Source organism: Streptomyces sp. NPDC029139, assembly GCF_055564335.1.
In genome coordinates, this window is record NZ_JBVHWN010000011.1 from 50,379 (window position 1) to 67,093 (window position 16,715).

The following is a 16,715-nucleotide window of genomic DNA, read 5'->3' on the forward strand; positions in this document are numbered from 1 at the left end:
TCAGGGCCTGTCCGGGTCGGTCCGGGCGGGTCAGGGGCCGGTGCGGGTCAGGAGCGTCCTGAAGGGGCCTTCCCGGGCCGTCAGGGCCTCCCAGGTCCCGGTCTGCACGACCCGCCCGCCGTCCAGGACCGCGATCCGGTCGGCGCGGCGGATGGTGGACGGCCGGTGGGCGATGAGGACCGTGGTGCGGGTCGCCGCACCCTCCGCGGCGGCGAGCGCCGCGGCGAGGTCCGCCTCCCCCGCGGCGTCCAGGTTCGCCGTCGTCTCGTCGAGGACGAGGACACGGGGCGCGGCGAGCAGGGCGCGGCCCAGGGCGACGCGGGCGCGCTGGCCGCCCGAGAGGGTGGCGCCGCGCTCGCCGACCGCGAGGCCGGAGACCAGATGGCCGATCCCGCACAGCTCCGCGACCTCCTGGACCCGCCCGTCCGGGGCGTCCGGAGCCGCCAGCCGCAGGTTCTCCGCGAGGGTGCCGTGGAAGAGCGGCGCGTCCTGCCCGACCACGGCCACGGCGCCCCGCAGGTCGGCGTCGGCGAGGTCGCGTACGTCGACGGCACGGCCGCCCCCGACGAGCTCCACGGCGCCGTCCCGTGGGTCCCAGAACCGGGCCAGCAGATGGGCGACCGTCGACTTCCCGGCCCCCGAGGCCCCGACCAGCGCCAGCGTCTCCCCGGGGCGGACGACCAGGTCGACCCCGGCGAGGACGTCCGTACCGCCGTAGTCGAAGCGGACGCCCCGCAGCCGTACCCCCAGCGGTCCGTCCGGCAGCGCCACGGGCGTCGCGGCAGCCGGCGCGCCCGCCCGGGCCCCGATCGCCGCACCGACGCGGGCGGCCGCCGCCCGAAGACCACCCGCTTGGCCCAGCGCCGCGGCCGCGTCCGCGACCGGTGCCAGACAGCCCAGGGCGAGGGCCATGGCGGCCGGCGCCCACGGACCGCTCAGGGTGTGTGCGGCCGCGGCGACGACCCCGACGACCGCCGCGACCACGAGCAGGTCGCGTACGGCGGCCGCGCCGGCCTCCCAGGTGTGCTCGGCCCGCTGGGCGTCCCCGAGCCGCCTGCCGTGCGCGCGCAGGCTCGACCGGCGCCGGTCGAGCGCGCCGAAGGCGAGGAGCTCGCGCAGCCCGTCGACGGTCTCCACGGTCTCCGCGGACAGCGCGGCGGCGGCCTCGCGGGTCCGCGCCCCGCGCACGGCCCGGCCGCGGCCGTCCAGGAGCGGGCCGAGGACGAGGAGCCCGGCGGCCGGCAGGACGGCGGCCAGGAGCCACGGGTCGACGATCCCGAGCACGACCGTGCCGGTGGTGAACACGGTTCCGGAGGCGAGGAGTTGGGCGATGGCGTGGGCGTAGAAGAACTCCAGCGCCTCCACGTCGCCGAGCGCGGCCGACGCCAGATCGCCGCTGCGCCGGCCGGCGATCCGCGCGGGCGCGCTCCGGGAGAGCCCGTCGAAGACGCGGACGCGCAGTTCGGCGAGCACCCGGTACGCGAGATCGTGCGACAGGTCCATCTCCCGCCAGGTGGCGAACGACCGCAGCACCACGAGCGCGACCAGCGCCCCCACGGTCCCGCCGGAGGGCACCGCCCCGTCCACGACGGCGGCACCGACGGTGTGCGCGGCGAGCGTGACCAGCGCGACGAGCGCGGCCTGGTCGACGAGCGCGGCGACGAAGGTCCGCAGGGCCATCCCCCGGTGCGCCCCGAGCACGGGCACCAGGGCCCGCAGAGCCCGCGCGGTGGGTACGAGCTCGGGGCGGGGGGCCGTCGGCCCGGACTCGGACGCCCCGTCGGACCGAGGAGCCGGCGGGCCGTCGAGCGGGGCCTCGGTCGGGCCGTCGGCCCCCGGAGGGCGGAGCGGGCCGTCGGCCTCCAGAGGGCGGGGCCGGTCGTCCGCCTCCAGAGGGCGGGGCCGGTCGTCCGCCTCCAGAGGGCGGGGCCGGTCGTCGGCCTCCAGAGGGCGGGGCGGGTCGTCGGTCTCCGGGACCGACGGGGCGGGTCGGGGCGCGGCGTCGGCCTCCGGAGGGCGGGTCGGGCCGTCGGCCTCCGGAGGGCGGGGCGGGCCGTCGGCCCCCGGAGGGCGGGGCGGGTCGTCGGTCTCCGGGACCGACGGGGCGGGTCGGGGCGGGGCGTCGGCCCCCCGCACCGACCCGCCGTGCGGCCCCTCACACGTCCCGGCGCCTCTCGCCGGTTCCCCGCAGGACGGCCCCGCGGCGCCGGCGACGCCCCGAGGCGGGGTCTCCGGCTCACCGCCCGCCGCAGGCGGCGAGGGGCGTGGGCGGTCAGGGCCCGCCAGGGGGTCGTGGGTGTTGCCCGGGTTCCTCATGCCGCCTTCTCCTTCGTGCTCGCCGCGGCCAGGAGCCGCGCGTACAGGCCGTCCCGGCGGCGCAGGTCCTCGTCCGTGCCGATCGCCTCGACGCGGCCGCCGTCCAGGACGACGATCCGGTCCGCGTCGCGGACCGACGCGAGGCGGTGGGCGACCACCAGACACGTACGGCCCCGCGCCGCCTCCCGCAGGGCGCGGCCGATCCGTGCCTCGCGCCGTTCGTCGACCGCGCTGGTCGCCTCGTCGAGGACGAGGACCGGTGCGTCGGCCAGCAACGCCCGTGCCAGGGCCAGCCGTTGGCGCTGACCTCCCGACAGCGTCGCGCCGCGCTCCCCGACGACCGTCCCGTACCCCTCGGGAAGCGCCAGCACCTCCTCGTGGATCCCGGCGGCCCGCGCCGCGGCCCGTAGTTCCCCGTCCGTGGCGCCCGGCCGCGCCAGCCGCAGGTTGTCGGCGACGGTGGCGTGGAAGAGGTACGTCTCCTGGGAGACGACCGCGATCCCGCGCCGCAGCGAGGCCAGCGTGTACGAGGTGTGGTCGGCGCCGCCCACCGTGATCCGTCCGCCCTCGGGGTCTCCGCCCTGCCGCAGCAGCAGCCCCAGGAGCGTGGACTTGCCCGCGCCCGAGGGCCCGACGATCGCCGTCGTCCGGCCCGCCTCCGCGGTGAACGTCACCCCGCGCAGGGACGGTTCGGACGCGCCGGGATGCGTGTGGCGGACGTCCTCGAAGCGGATCTCGGGCGCGCGGTCCCAGGCGGCCGGGGTGGTCCCGGTGTCCGGCACGGCACCCGTCGCCGTCCTCAGCGCCGCGATCCCGTCCGCGGCCGAGATGCCGAGGTAGCCGGAGTGCCACTCCCGCGACAGGTCGCGCACCGGCCGGAAGCACTCGGACGCCAGCATCAGGACGAGGTACGTGCCGGTCGCCTCAATCCGCCCCGACACGGCCGAGGCGCAGGCGACGAGCGCGGCGGCGACCGTGCCGCCCTGCACGGCGAGGTCGGTGATCCCGGTGTCGACCAGCGAGACGCGCAGCTTGGCCACCGTCGCCCGGTGCAGCTCCGCGGACCGTGCCTCCAGACGCGCACGGGTGCGGGCGACGGCCCCGGTCGCCCGCAGGGCCGGCATCCCCTGGAGCGCCTCCAGATAGTCGGCGGACAGCGCCTCGTACGCGCCCCAGTGCTCCTGCCCGCGCCGCGCGAGCAGCCGGTCCCACCAGCGGGGGGCGAAGAGCGCGAGGAGGAGCGCGGGGGCGAGGACGAGCGCCGCGTACGGCTCGACGAGAGCGACGGCGAGGAGCAGGACGGGGGGTACGGCGACGGTGACGAGGAGTTGGGGAAGGTAGCGGGACACGTACGCGTCGACTCCCTCGACGCCGTCGACGAGCGTGGCCCGTACGGCCCCGGCGCGCGCGGCCGCCTCCCGGGGGGCTCCGACCGTCCCGAGCCGCTGGAGGAGGGTGTCGCGCAGTCCGGTCCGTACGGTGGCCCCGGCGCGCACCGCGACCCGACGCTGCCGGCGCGTGAGCCAGGCCCGTACGGCGACGGTGCCGAGCACACCGGCGAGGAGCGGGCCGAGGCCGTCGGCGGCGCCGCGGGCGATCCGGGCGAGGGCGAGGGCGAGCAGGGCCGCCTGCGTGAGGTGCGTGACCGAGACGGCGACGAGCAGCACGGTGGCGACGGTGAGGGGTCCGCGCGCGGGACGTGCGGCGCGGACCAGCTCCGGGTGGAGCATCATGACGGCGGGGCTCCTTGGGCGGCGGGGCTGGACGGTGGACGGGCCGAGGCGGACGGTCCCGAGGGCGGTGCCGACGGCGACCCCTCGGGTCGTCGGCCGAGGGCCAGGGCGTGGAGGACCGAGGAACGGCCCGGCGGTTCGCCGAGTGCGGCGCCGAGGTCGGCCGACTGCCACGAGCCGACCGGACGGGAGGCCGATCCGGCTGCACACGCGAGGACTTGGGCGATTCCGACGGCGTAGCCGGCGCCCAGGTGCGTCCGGCGGATCTCGGCGGGCGGTGCGTCGTCCGGGCAGCCGTACGCGAGGAGTACGGCTCCGGCCTCGGCGAGCCACGCCTGGCCGGCGGCCCATCGCGCGAGCGTGGGGCGGGCGTCCCCGGTGGCCAGCGTGCGCAGGCCGGGGCCGCCGAGGACGGCCGGTTCGGGGCCGCCGACGGCCACGCACCAGCGCACGCCTTCGGGCCCGGCCGCCTCGGCCGCGCGCAGGAGGCGGGCCAGTTCCGCCGGTTCGGGGACTCCGCCGAAGCCGGGCGGCGCGCTGCGCCGACGGGTGCCGGGCGGGGACGACGGCAGCCCGGGGAAGCCGTGCCAGCTCCCCTCCCCCGCAGAGGCCGTGACCTCCGTGAGCGCGTCCCAGGCGGCAAGGAGCACCCGGGGCGCCGGCCCGCGGGCGCCGAGCGGCGCGTCCCCCGGGCCGTGGGCGGCCCAGCGTGCGAGCACGTCGGGGGCGGGCCGCTCGGCCGGGCCTCGGTTCCACCAGGCGGCCGCCACGGCGTGTTCGGGCTCCCCGCCGCCGGTCGCCAGGCCCGCGGCGGCGGCCAGGAGCGTCCCGTCGGTGTCCCCGCAGTGGGCGTGCGCGCCGGCCAGGGCGAGGGCGGCGAGCGCGTGCCCGGTGTCGAGGAGGAGGAGCGGCCAGGCGCGGTGGCCGTAGTGGGAGACGGTGCGGCGAGCGGTCACCGTCAGGACGACGACCACGCCGGCCGGGGCGGCGGCGGGCGCGCTTCCTCGGCGGTGGAGCCGGTGGGCGACGGGGTCGTACGCGTACCGGCCGGGCTCCGGCACTCCGCCCGGGCCCACCAGGAGATGCACGTTGACGGGGTGCAGGGCCCCGGCCGACGCGGTGGGGCGCAGTCGTCCGCCCGCGAACGACGCCCGGAGCAGCCGGTCCAGGCCGCCCGGCACGGGCAGCGGCTCTCCGGGCCAGGCGGTGACGGCGCTCCCCGCCGCGATGTCCGGCCCGGGCAGCCGCCCCGACCGCGCGAGCCGCAGGGCGGCGGCGATACGGCAGCCTTCCGCGCAAGCGCCGGCGGTGGCCGGCACGAAGGAGGCTGCCCGGGGCGCCGGTTCGGACGCCGACCCTGGCCGCGGCCGGGACGCCGGCACGTGCCCCCGCCGCACCCCCGCTCCCGCCCCCGGCTCGGTGTCCTGGGCGGACCCCGAGCCGCGCACGTGGTCGGCCCCCGCACCGGAGGCGTGGCCGGTGGCCCGTGCCGGGACGGGCGGCGGGCTCACGTCCCGGCCCGGCGTCGGGGGGCCGCCCACCGGGCGAACCGGCCGACCGGTCTCCCAGCGCTCCGAGCGGCCGGTCGCAGGGCCATCCGAGCGGCCGGCCCCCGGGTCTTTCCGCCGCACGGGCTCCGGCCGCGCGACGGCAGGCGCGTCGTGCGGACGGGCCCCGTCCCGGGCCGTTCGAGGAGGCCCGACCGCCGGGTCCACGTATGCATCGGTCATCGTCCGCGTCCTCACATGTGCGGGGGCGGCGCGAGGGTGAAGTCGTCCGGGCCCGACGGTGGCGTGGAGCGCCAGCCCCGTTCGAGCGCCGCCCGGCCGAACCGCTCGCAGCCGAAGTAGCCGAAGGCGGCCGGTGCGTTGGGGACGAGGCCCGAGACGAGGACCCGGGCCACGCGCAGCGGGGTCTCGGCGATGTCCTCGGTCGTCAGGTCGACGGTGATCAGGCGGTGACCGCCGGCCGCCAGGCGGGCGTCGAGCGCGGCGCGGTTCCCCGCCGGGATCGCGTCGACGGGGACGACGCCCAGGGCCGGGTGGGTGAAGCGGCGGGCGTACGCGGCCATGCGCGGGTCCAGCCAGACCTGGACGTGCGCGCCCAGGTCCCGTACCGCGCCGAAGTCCTCGCCGACGGCGTCCAGGTAGCGCCGGTCGGCCCGGTGGTCGAGGTAGAGGCCCCGGGCGAACATGCCCGCCTCGATCGCCCGGAAGACCCAGCCGTCCGCCTCGACCGCGCCCTGGGTGAAGACCCAGGTGTGGACCGCCTCCAGAACCGCCTTGCGCGCGGCCTCCGCGGGGTCGTAGCGGCAGGCGAAGCCCGAGGCGTGGATGCCGCGTTCGGGGTCGTACACCCATGCGGCGACGCAGGGCGCGAACTCGGACGGCATCTCGACGATCCGGACGTCGAGCCCGCAGCCTTCGAGGTCGCGGTCGAGCCCGGGCACGGAGCGCGGGTCGATGCCGCGCGTGGGCCCGTCGAGGTGCCACCAGAGCTCCAGCGCGTCCCGCTCGACGACTTCGAGGAGCCCGCGTTCGACGGCGTCGTCGAAGCCCTGGCCGGTGGCGATGCCCGCGTAGTTGAGGTGATGCGTCCGTGGCAGGGAACGGAGCTTCCCCTGGCGCCAGTTGAGGTGGCTGAGCGCGACGGGCACCCAGCACTCCCGGCCGTCCTCCGTGCCCCGGGCCCAGAGGGCGGGGGTGTCCGGGCCGAGCGGCCGGTAGGGGAAGCGGGGGCGGTCGTACTGCCAGCCGGCGTACGAGGGGAGGTCGCCGGGGCCGTACGCCGGCCGCCCTTCCGCGTGGAGTTCGGCGGCGGTGGCGAGGCGCGGGGCGTCCGGGTGGCCGGGCGGCGGGAGCCGGTTGCCGCAGTAGCGCTCGACGGCCTCGGCGACGGCGGCGAGCCGCGCGCCCCGCGCGTCGCCGAAGGTGGTGCCCAGCGAGACCCGGTCGGCGGGCCAGGCTCCGAAGCGCCGCGCGTCGGAGACCTCGGCGGTCATGGCGGTGTAGCGGGGCGGGGCGCCGGTGGGGTGCTGAACGGCTTCGACGGCCCGTATGAGCCCGCAGACGGGGTCCACGAGCGCGTCGAGCGATGGTACGCCGGTGAGGGTCAACGGAGTATCTCCTGTACGGGATCGAGGGCGGCGGGGCGGTGGGCGACGGGCAGCAGCAGGGCGCTGCCCGTCATGCGCACGGACCGTCGGGACGGCAGGAGCCGGGTCGCGGTCACGGGGTCCTCACCGGTGTGCGGGTTCCGGGCGTGGGCGGGGAAGTGGTGTCCGGCGATCTCCAGCCGCAGCCGGACCCCGGCGTCCAGCCGACGTGCGACAGGCCCGAGCGGGACCGTCACCTCCCGTGCCGCACGGTCGTCGTGGGTGGCGCGGGCGATGCCGGAGGCGAGCGGTTCGGCACGGCCGTCCGCGCGGAGGGCCACCAGCCGCACCGCCCAGTCGGCGCTCGGCCCCTCGGCCGCGGCGACGAGCCGTGCACCGGCGTCACCCAGCAGATCGAGGGGGCGCGGAAGCGGCGGGGTGACGAGCAGGCAGCGGTCGGGCGTGCCGTGCTCGTCGACGTCGAGGCGGTCGGAGCGTACGGGTCGCATCGGATCGGCGACGAACGCGGCTCCCCGCACGAGCCGCAGGCCGGCGCTGTCCCCGAAGGGGTACGGGACGGGCCGCGCGGACTCCGCGTCGGCCGCGGCGCACCAGTGGGCGCTGCCGCCGAGCGCGATCGCGCCGCGTGCTCCGTTCGCATCACCGAGGGTGCCGGCCAGCGCCTTCCTGGCCCAGCGCGCGTACAAGGAGCCGAGGTCCAGCCGGTGTTCGGCTCGGGCCTCGGGCGCGGGCGTGGCGGTCAGGCCGTGGCCCCACGGGCCGAGGAGCAGCCGCGCGGGACCGCCCCACGCACGCCACAGGCGGACCGTGTCGTCGGCGAAGGGGTCGCGGATGCCTCCGACGGCGAGGAGCGGTACGCGGACGGTGGCGGCCCGCTTCCACAGGTCCTCGTCGCGCGGCACGGCCCACACCCCGGGCCAGGAGGGGAGCGGGAGGACCCGGGTGACGGGGAGCCGGTCGAGCAGGTCGGGGGTGTCCCGCAGGGCGTCTGCGAGGGCCTGGCCGCCGGAGTCGGCGCGGTCTCCGTGCGCCAGCCACCATCCGGCCCGCGCCGACAGCCTTTCGACCCCGGTCGCCTCGCGCGCCACTTCGCCGCCGCCGAGGGCGGGCACCGCGGCGATGACGGCGTCGGGGCCCGGCCCGGGGGCTTGCCCGTCCGCGCCCAGCAGCGGTGCGAGGGCGCAGTGGGCCGCGTAAGAGGCCCCGACCGCGACCACGCGCCCGTCGCTCCATTCCTGGGAGCGAATCCAGGCCAGCGCCGTCGTACCGTCCACCGCTTCGGAGCGGTAGGGGTACCAGACGCCGTCGGAGGCGTGGCGCCCCCGGACGTCCTGCGCGACGGCGGCGAACCCGTGCGCCGCCCAGGCGCGCAGCTCGGCCCGGTGGCGGCGCCGGTCGTAGGGGGTGCGCAGGAGGACGGCGGGGTGGGGTCCTGGGCCGTCGGGAAGACAGAGGTCGGTGGCGAGACCGTCGACCCGCACGGTCCTCATCGGGTGCCTCCTGCACCGGCGGCCGCCGGCACGTCCGGGCCCGTCGACGACGGCTCCGGCACGACGAACCCCCCGCCCGGGGCGACCGGCTCCTTCGACTCCCCCGACTGCCTCCGCTCCCCCGACGCGACCGGCACGAGGGGCGCCACGGGCGGGACCGGCAGCACGGGGTGGTCGGTGACCGCGAGGGTGCGCAGGTCGATGCGGCGCAGGGTGCGGCGAGCCGCCCGGAGGCGGAGGCCGTCCGGGTCCGTCGCCCAGGCGAGGAGGTCGGCGGTGAGGAGGGCCGCGGTGAGCGCGGCGGAGGCCGTCCGGTGTCCGGGCCCGGTGTCGCCCGCGTACCGGCCCTGCCAGTAGGCGGCGAGCTCGCGGTGCGCCGGGGTCGCGGCGAGGCGGCGGAGCCGTACGTCCGCGGCGGTGACGTCTCCCGGCCGGCAGGCCGGCGGCTCCAGCCACACCTGGGCCCCCTCGCGGTGGCAGCGCAGCCAGGCCGTACCGCGGGCCGGCAGGCGGTCGGCCTCGTCCCACAGGCCCTCGGGGACGGGGCCGTCCAGGCACCAGACGACCGCCGCCGCCGGATCTCCCGCGACGTCGCCGAGGTCCCGCGGCGCGCCGGTGCGGACCTCGGCGCCGGCGTCCCGTACGTACCGGGCGAGCGGACCGGTGAACAGGGGGTCGCCGAGGAGGAGTACGGTCCGCCCGGCGAGCGGGGGTTCCGCCGGCGTGGCGGGGTCCCGCGCGTACCCGGCCTCCTCGAAGGCATCGGTCAGGGTGTCGAGCGCGGTCGGCGCGCCACCCTTCGTCAGACGGGCCACCACGTCCTCGGCGGCGGCGGTCCCGGTGTCGACGCGGAGGAAGTCCCCGTCGGCCGTGCGCACCGCGAGCCCGTGGCCGGGGACGGTGACGAGGGCGACGCCCGGTGCGAGTCGCGCGGTGGTCACGGGAGTTCCTCCTGAAGCGGTTGGTGGGGGGCGGAAGCGGGTGGGCACGGGTCCGAAGACGGGTGGGGCCCGCCCGGGAAGGCGATCCGGGCGGGCCCGCGGGCGTCCGGCGCGAGGCCGGACGCCGGACTCAGTTGTCCGAGTCGGTGTCCGCCTCGACGGCGTCCTCGAAGGGGTTCTCCACCAGGGCGTTGGAGTGGGTGGCGGACAGGTGGGCGAGCTGGCCCTGCTCGGCGATCGGGCTGAACACCTTGTGCTGTTCCATGAGTCGACTCTCCGTTCGTGGATGGTCGCGCCGCCGGTCCGGCGACGCACCCCCGACACTAATGAATATGATTTTCATTTCGCAATAGCCTCGGGGGCCTCCAGAGGGTGATCCGGGTAACACACCGGCCAGCCGCCCTCGGGGTCGCGCCCCACCCGGCCGGCCACCCCGAGCACATCGGCGAGGAGGCGCGGGGTGACGATGTCCTCCGGCCGGCCGTCGGCGGCGACCCGGCCCTCCCTCAGGGCCACGATCCGGTCGGCGAACCGCGCGGCGTGGCCGAGGTCGTGAAGCACCATCACCACCGTCAGCCCCCGCTCCTCGCGCAGCCGCACCACCGTCCGCATGACCTCCAGCTGATGCCGCAGGTCCAGGTACGTGGTCGGCTCGTCGAGGAGCAGGACGCGGGTGTCCTGCGCCAGAGCCATCGCCAGCCGTACGCGCTGCCGCTCACCGCCCGAGAGGTCGTCCACCGGCCGGTCGGCCCACGCGTCGACTCCCACGTCGGCCATCGCCCGCGCGCAGACGGCGTCGTCCCCGTCGCGGAGCATCCCGAGCGGGCCCCGGGCGGCGTACCGCCCCTGCCGCACCAGCCGACCGACCGTCATACCCGGCACCGCGGGCGCCGATTGGTGCAGGATCGCCACCCGGCGGGCGGCCGCGCGCCGGGAGAGCCGCGACAGGTCCTCACCGTCGAGCAGGACGCGCCCCTCGCCCGGCCGCAGCAGCCCCGCGCAGAGGCGCAGCAGGGTGGACTTGCCGCAGCCGTTGAGACCCACGAGGGCGACCGACTCCCCGGCGCCCACGGTGAGATCGATTCCGCGGAGCACGTCCCGGCCGGGGTAGCCGAACCGCAGACCCTCGATACGGATCGCGCCGGGCGCGCCTCCGGGGGTCGCCACCGCCGCCTGGGGCGGGTCCACCGCGTTCCCCGCCTCCACTGCCCGCGTTCCGAGCATGTCCATGGTTCTCCTCATGTCCTCTCCGTTCCGCGGCGGGCCACGATCAGCAGAAGTGCCGCGCCCACACAGGTCGTCAGCGCGCCCGTCGGAATGCTCAGCCGGTCCGTCTCCAGGGCCTCGGCGAGGACGGGCGACAGCCACTGGGCCCCGGCGTCCGCGCCGCCCACGACCACCGCGCCCAGGAGGGCCGAGCCGGGCAGCGCCCGGCGCAGGTCCGCGCCGAACAGGGCCAGGGCCAGATGCGGCACGAGGAGCCCCACGAAGCCGAGGGCGCCGACCACCGCGACGGCGCCCGCGGTCAGCGCCACCGCGCAGACCAGCGCCGCGAGCCGGGCGCGGCCGGTGCGCAGACCGGCCGCCGCGGCCTGGTCGTCGCCGCAGCGCAGCAGGGTCAGCGGGGCGGCCAGCAGGCAGGCGGCCACGGTCCAGACGGTGGCCCAGGGCCAGAGCAGCCGCCAGTGCTCCATGACGCGGCCCTCGGTGGAACCCACGAGCCACTGCACGATGCTGCCCAGTTCGCCGGGTGCGACGAGCAGGACCATCGCGGTGAGCCCGGCCAGGACCGCCGACACCAGCACGCCGTGGACGGCCGTCTGCTCCGGGTCGCCCCGGTCCCGGCCAGCGAGCAGCCAGAGCAGTCCGGCGCCGGTGAAGCCGCCCGCGCAGGCGGCCACGACCACGGCCATCGGGGACTCCCAGCCCGCGAGACCGAGCCCGGTCGCGGCGACCGCGCCGAGCACGGCGCCGGGGGTCACACCGGTGACCTCCGGTCCGGCCAGCGGATTGCGCAGCGCGGACTGCAGGACGAGCCCGGCGAGACCCAGGCAGGCGCCCGCGGTCAGCGCGACCAGAGTGCGGGGAAGCCGGAGTCGCAGGACGACGTGGCGCGTGAGCGGGTCACCGTCACCCCGCAGCACGTCGGCCACCGCGCCGGCCCCGACGGCCCGCCCGGCCACCAGCCCGCCGACCATGACGACCCCGAGGACGAGTCCGAGCCCCACGAACAACACCCACGCGGGCGGCCTCCGCACCCCGCCGGGGGCGTGGCGCGACGCGTGCCGGGTGGTGTTCGACGCCGGTCCCGTCCCGGTCGATGCCGCGTCGGCCCTCTGCGACGCCGGTCCCGGACCGGTCGATGCCGCGTCGGCCCTCTGCGACGCCGGTCCCGGACCGGTCGATGCCGCGTCGGTCCTGTGCGGCGCCGGACCCTGATCCGCCACGGCCGGGGCTGGGCCGGTCCCTGCCGACGCCAGATGCGCCCCGTCCGGCGCCGGGCCGGTCCCGCCCGACACCGCGTCCGCGCCGGTCCGATGCGACGCCGCGAGGGCACCGCCGTGGGAGCGCACGGTCTCGGATCCCTTCCCTTCAGCGGCAGTCGGCGCGGTCGCATCCGTCCGAGGACGGCCCCCGTCACCGCCCGGGCTCCCGGCCGGCTCGGGGCCTTCGGTCCTCCGTGCCTCGATGTCCGTCATCGCTTCGCCCCCGTCCTGAGGAGTACGACGCCCGCCGGTACGCCCAGCAGTGCCGTCCAGGCGCCGACCGGGGTCTCGATCGGCGCCAGAGCCAGGCGGGCGGGCTGGTCGGCGCAGAGCACGATCAGGGAGCCGAGCGCGGCCGACCACGGCAGCCAGGTCACCGCCCCCGCCTCCGGCCGTAGGCGGCGGGCGAGGTGCGGGGCGAGGAAGCCGACCCAGGCCACCGGTCCGCAGACCGCGACGACCGGGGCGATCAGGAGCACGGCGAGGCCCAGCGCCACCAGGCGGGCGCGCCGCACCCGTACGCCCAGGGCCCGGGCGTCGTCGTCGCCGAGGCGCAGCACCCCGAGAACCGGCGCGCACAGCACCAGCGCCGGCAGCGCCACCGCGAGCCACGGCCACAGGCCGCTGACGTCGTCCCAGGTCCGCGCGGACAGGCTGCCGAGCAGATAGCGGTACACGATCTGCAGGTCGAGCTGGTCGGCGAGGACCATCAGGACGAGCAGCGCCGCCTGGAGGGCCGCCGCGACGGCGGCGCCGGTCAGCAGGACGGCGCCGGGGCTGCGGCCGAACCCCGCGGCGAGCAGGGTGAGGACGCCGCCGAACGCGGCTCCGGCGAGGGCGAGAAGCGGCTGCACGGCGAGCGGGACGGGCAGGGCGAGGACGAGCGGCGCGGCGACGCCGAGCGCGGCGCCGCCGGAGACGCCGAGCATCTCCGGTACGGCGAGCGGGTTGCGCAGCGCCTCCTGAAGGACGAGCCCGGCGGCGCCGAGGCAGGCTCCCGCGACGAGGGCCAGAACCAGCCGGGGCAGGCGCAGTTCGGTGAGGATCACCCCGGCGGCCCCGGTGTCGTCCCCGAGATCCCCGAGCTGCGGCAGGAGCAGCGCGCAGGCCACCGCTGCCGCCAGGACCGCCGCTCCCGCGCAGAGTTGGCGTAGCGGAAGGGAACTCACCGCAGCGCGGCCGTCGCCTCGTCGAGGACGATGCCCAGCGAGCGGGTGCCACGCCCCTTGGCCCAGACCTCGGCGTCGACCTCGTGGACCCGGCCGTTCTTCACCGCCGGGATCTTCGACCAGAGCGGGTTGGCGTCGAGTTTGTCGGAGAGCCGCTGCCCGGGCGCGGCGGGGCCGCCGAAGGAGAGGGTCTCGACGAACAGGACGTCGACGTCGCGGGCGAGGATCTCCTCCATGCTGTACGTGCCCTCGACTCCCCGGCTCTTCCAGGGGTAGTCGGCGACCTTCGGCATGAGCCCCGCGGTGACGTCGTTGCCGGGCGTGGCGACGCCGAAGTTCTCGTCGCTGCCGAAGATGATCAGTGCCGTCCTGTCGCTGCGGGCCTTCTCGGCGGCGGCGAGCTTCACGCGGAAGGCCCTCTCGGCCGCCTCACCCTGCCGCGTACGGCCGGTCAGGGCGGCGAGATCGCGCAGATAGCCCACGCTGTCCTGCCAGTTGCCGGGCTGAAGGGGCCAGAAGACGGTGGCGCCCTTGAGGGCGGGTGCGAGCTTGCCGTGGGTGTCGCCCAGCCCGATGACCAGGTCGGGCTTGTACGAGAGGATCGCCTCGGTCTCGGGGCTGAGGAAGCCGCCCGGGATCACGGGCACCTTCGCCGCCTTCGCCTTGCCGAGGAACTGGTCGTGGGCGAGGAGCGCGGAGTTGGTGGCGGTCGGGACCATGCCGAGTTCGGTCAGCATGTCGTCACAGAGGGCGACGAGACAGACGATCCGCTTCGGTGGGGCGGCGGTGGTGACGTTGACGCCCTTGGAGTCGGTGACGGTCCGTGCGGCGGTGATGGGCCGGACGTTCACGTCGGTCGCCGCACCCGTTCCCGCTCCCCCTTTCCCCGCGCCCTCGGCGTCCCCGCCCGCGGTTCCGCACCCGGCGAGCAGCGCCCCCATGACCGCCGCGGCCGCGAGGCGGCGCGCCTTTCGCAGCATTCTGCGCGACATATGTCCCTCAGTTCCTTTTCGTCCCGGGGGTGATGGCGGAAAGGGCGACGGGCTCCCCGGGCCGACCCGCACGCCAACAGCGTGCCACATGATAATCATTACCAATAAGCCGTTCACCGCCCACCCTTCCGGAGCCCGCCGTGCCGCTGCCGCCCCGCCTCCTCGTCGCCGACCAAGTCGCCGGATGCGTCAGGGTGTTGGATCTGCCGAGCGGCGAGGAGCGGGCCGTCCTGGACGGTCGCCACCTCGCCGAGCACGCCGGCTTCCTCGCCCTGCCCGGGGGGCGCAGCGCCTTCGTCGACGACCTGGCGGGCGAGCTGGTGGTGCTCGACCCCTACGGCCCCGATGCCGGCCGGCCGCTCGTCGAGGCGACCGCCCCCGTCGCCACCCCCGCCGAACACCTCGCGGCCGACGCCACCGGCCGCCGGCTCGCGGTGACCACCGGTCTCGGCCGCAACGAGGAACCCTGGAGCGACCTGCTCACCGTCGTCGACCTGGGCGCCGAACGCCCCCGGTCCGTCAGGGTCCGCACGCGGGCCGGCGAGCCGGGTGTCGTCCTGCTCGACCCCCCGGGCGGCGAGCCGGGTGCGGTGCCCGACGGCGACGGCGTCGGGGAGGAGGGCGGCGGCGACCCGCTGGTCGTCCTGCGCCACCGCGAGCCCGGCGGCGACCCGCTGGTCGTCCTGCGCCACCGCGAGCCCGGCGGCGACCCGCTGGTCGTCCTGCGCCACCGCGAGCCCGGCACCCTCACCGCGTACGCCTGGCGGTCCCTGCTCGGCTCTCCGCCCGCCTGCCCTCCCGTCGACCCCGACCACGAGCTGCCCCTGCCCGACCACGACGGCCACGGTGACGCCCTCGACCCCTGGAGCGGACGGCTGTTCGCGGCGGCCGGCTCCGGCGTCCATGTCGCCCGGCGCCGGGGTGACCGGCTCAGCACCGAGGAACCGCTCGGCTGGGCGGGCCCCGGCCGGGGCTACTACCTGCGGCTCGACCCGGTCCGGCGCACTCTCTGGTCCTGTGTGCGGGGCGGCCCGGCCGACCCCGGACGGTGGCCGGAGTGGAGCAACGACGCCTGGTTCCACCACCTCGCGTCCGGCCGTACGGGTCGGGTCCCGCTCGGCCCCGGCCTGGTCTTCCGGCTCGCCGTCACCGCCACGCACCTCGCCTACGCGCGCGTGCACCCCGACGGCGACGAACTGGTCCTGATCGACCCCTCGGCCCCCCTCCCCCGGGTCGCCGCACGGCTGCCGCTTCCCGCGATGGACGGCGCCCCGCGTCCGGGCGGCACCCCCTGGGACGGTGTGCAGCGGCGCGCGATCGCGGCCTCGCCGGGCGCGGAGTACACCGCCGTCACCCGAGGCGGTCACGGCGAGGTTCATCTCTTCGAGGGAACCCGGGAACGGGCCGTGCTGAAGGTGCCCACCCCCCTGGACGACGGCGGTCATCTCGCCCTGATCGCGCCGGGAGACGGGGCACAGGCCGATCGGATCGGCCGCTGAAGACCACCCGGCGGCGGCGTCCGCATATCGGTGGACGCCCCGCTCTTGTGAAAAAATTCACCTGACCCCTTGGCCCGGCGCGCCCGTTCGTGTTGAGATGCGGGCCTACTCACAGCTCAATGGCGCGCTCGGGGAGGGCAATGTGGCGGACACCGCCATGTCTGGTTCCGAAACAACGGGTGGCGACGATCCGTCCCCTGCCTACGGCGGGAGGACCCCCATGGAGACGGCCATATGGCGTCTCCGTTCACGCGGCTGCTGGACGGACGCGGCCGCCCTGCTCACCCCGCGCGCGGCCGAACCGGCCGCGGCGCTGGAGCGGGCGGCCCTGCTGATCGAGCGCTGCCTGTACACCGAGAAGGGCTGGGCCGAGGCCGAGGAGGCGCTCCGGGCGGCCGAGGCCGTCGCGCAGAGCGACGAGGAGCGTGGGGCGGCGGCGTGCGAACGCGGCTATCTCGCCTACGCGTCGACGCTGCTCGGCGTACGGGACCGGGCCGACGAGGCCACGGCGGCGCTCGGACGCGCGGCGGCGCTGATCGGCCCCTCGGCCGGTGGGCGCCCCTTGCTCGACTTCCGGCGGGGACTGATCGCCCAGAACCTCGGCGACTCGCCCCAGGCCGCCCGCGCCGCCTTCCGCCGCGCCCACGCCGGTGCGACGGACCGGGGGGACGCCCTGCTCCTCTCCTCCACCTGGCGCCATCTGGCCGGGATCGCCCTGCGCGAGGGCGAGTTGGCGGAGGCACGGCGCGGCTTCGCGGAGTCGCTGCGGATCCGCGAGGAGCTCGGCTTCCTGGTGGGTACGGCTCCGGCCCTGACCGCCCTGGCGGACACGGAGACGGAGCCCGAGGCGGGCCGCCTGCGGGCCGAGGCGGCACGGCTGTTCCGTCTTCTGGGCGGGGTTCCGACCTGGCTCGCCGCCCAACTGGCCCCCCAGCCCGCGACCTGACGAGGACTCAGAGCCGCTGCCGCTGCCT

At 77.2% G+C, this 16,715-nt stretch carries 12 protein-coding genes and 1 pseudogene; 2 read left to right on the forward strand and 11 right to left on the reverse strand.

What is annotated here, in order from left to right; genetic code table 11:
* Positions 1–30: 30 nt before the first annotated feature.
* The 11 genes and pseudogenes from ACZ4VW_RS23385 to ACZ4VW_RS23435 all read right to left on the reverse strand — a co-directional run bounded on the left by ACZ4VW_RS23385 (position 31) and on the right by ACZ4VW_RS23435 (position 14,242).
* Positions 31–1,719 (reverse strand): ABC transporter ATP-binding protein, encoded by a 1,689-nt coding sequence (locus ACZ4VW_RS23385; protein ID WP_467965734.1) that lies wholly within the window; start codon positions 1,717–1,719, stop codon positions 31–33.
* Between the two features lie 593 nt (positions 1,720–2,312).
* A complete protein-coding gene (locus ACZ4VW_RS23390; protein ID WP_467965418.1) occupies positions 2,313–4,049 on the reverse strand; it encodes an ABC transporter ATP-binding protein/permease in 1,737 nt (578 codons plus the stop codon).
* On the reverse strand, positions 4,046–5,368 hold the full coding sequence (locus ACZ4VW_RS23395) for a hypothetical protein (protein WP_467965420.1): 1,323 nt from the start codon (positions 5,366–5,368) through the stop codon (positions 4,046–4,048). Before ACZ4VW_RS23395 ends, ACZ4VW_RS23390 begins: the two co-directional genes overlap by 4 nt.
* Before the next feature lie 422 nt (positions 5,369–5,790).
* Positions 5,791–7,164 (reverse strand): YcaO-like family protein, encoded by a 1,374-nt coding sequence (locus ACZ4VW_RS23400; protein ID WP_467965422.1) that lies wholly within the window; start codon positions 7,162–7,164, stop codon positions 5,791–5,793.
* Entirely contained in the window at positions 7,161–8,654 is a 1,494-nt protein-coding gene (locus ACZ4VW_RS23405; protein ID WP_467965424.1) for a CocE/NonD family hydrolase, read from the reverse strand. The genes ACZ4VW_RS23400 and ACZ4VW_RS23405 overlap by 4 nt, the downstream gene beginning before the upstream one ends.
* Complete coding sequence (locus ACZ4VW_RS23410; protein ID WP_467965426.1) at positions 8,651–9,595, reverse strand: hypothetical protein; 945 nt, start codon at positions 9,593–9,595, stop codon at positions 8,651–8,653. The genes ACZ4VW_RS23405 and ACZ4VW_RS23410 overlap by 4 nt, the downstream gene beginning before the upstream one ends.
* Positions 9,596–9,725: 130 nt before the next feature.
* Positions 9,726–9,860 (reverse strand): streptamidine family RiPP, encoded by a 135-nt coding sequence (gene amiA, locus ACZ4VW_RS23415; RefSeq protein ID WP_361864291.1) that lies wholly within the window; start codon positions 9,858–9,860, stop codon positions 9,726–9,728.
* A gap of 58 nt (positions 9,861–9,918) precedes the next feature.
* A pseudogene (locus ACZ4VW_RS23420) lies at positions 9,919–10,819 on the reverse strand (ABC transporter ATP-binding protein).
* A 14-nt stretch (positions 10,820–10,833) separates the two neighbouring features.
* Positions 10,834–11,793: a FecCD family ABC transporter permease gene (locus ACZ4VW_RS23425; RefSeq protein ID WP_467965736.1), complete on the reverse strand. Its 960-nt coding sequence runs from the start codon at positions 11,791–11,793 to the stop codon at positions 10,834–10,836.
* Positions 11,794–12,290: 497 nt separating this feature from the next.
* Positions 12,291–13,250 (reverse strand): FecCD family ABC transporter permease, encoded by a 960-nt coding sequence (locus ACZ4VW_RS23430; protein WP_467965428.1) that lies wholly within the window; start codon positions 13,248–13,250, stop codon positions 12,291–12,293.
* On the reverse strand, positions 13,247–14,242 hold the full coding sequence (locus tag ACZ4VW_RS23435; protein ID WP_467965430.1) for an ABC transporter substrate-binding protein: 996 nt from the start codon (positions 14,240–14,242) through the stop codon (positions 13,247–13,249). Before ACZ4VW_RS23435 ends, ACZ4VW_RS23430 begins: the two co-directional genes overlap by 4 nt.
* A gap of 140 nt (positions 14,243–14,382) precedes the next feature.
* Between ACZ4VW_RS23435 and ACZ4VW_RS23440 the strand changes: the two genes are divergently transcribed.
* Both ACZ4VW_RS23440 and ACZ4VW_RS23445 read left to right on the forward strand, forming a co-directional pair.
* Entirely contained in the window at positions 14,383–15,741 is a 1,359-nt protein-coding gene (locus tag ACZ4VW_RS23440; protein WP_467965432.1) for a hypothetical protein, read from the forward strand.
* Between the two features lie 157 nt (positions 15,742–15,898).
* Entirely contained in the window at positions 15,899–16,687 is a 789-nt protein-coding gene (locus ACZ4VW_RS23445; protein ID WP_467965434.1) for a hypothetical protein, read from the forward strand.
* Positions 16,688–16,715 lie beyond the last annotated feature (28 nt).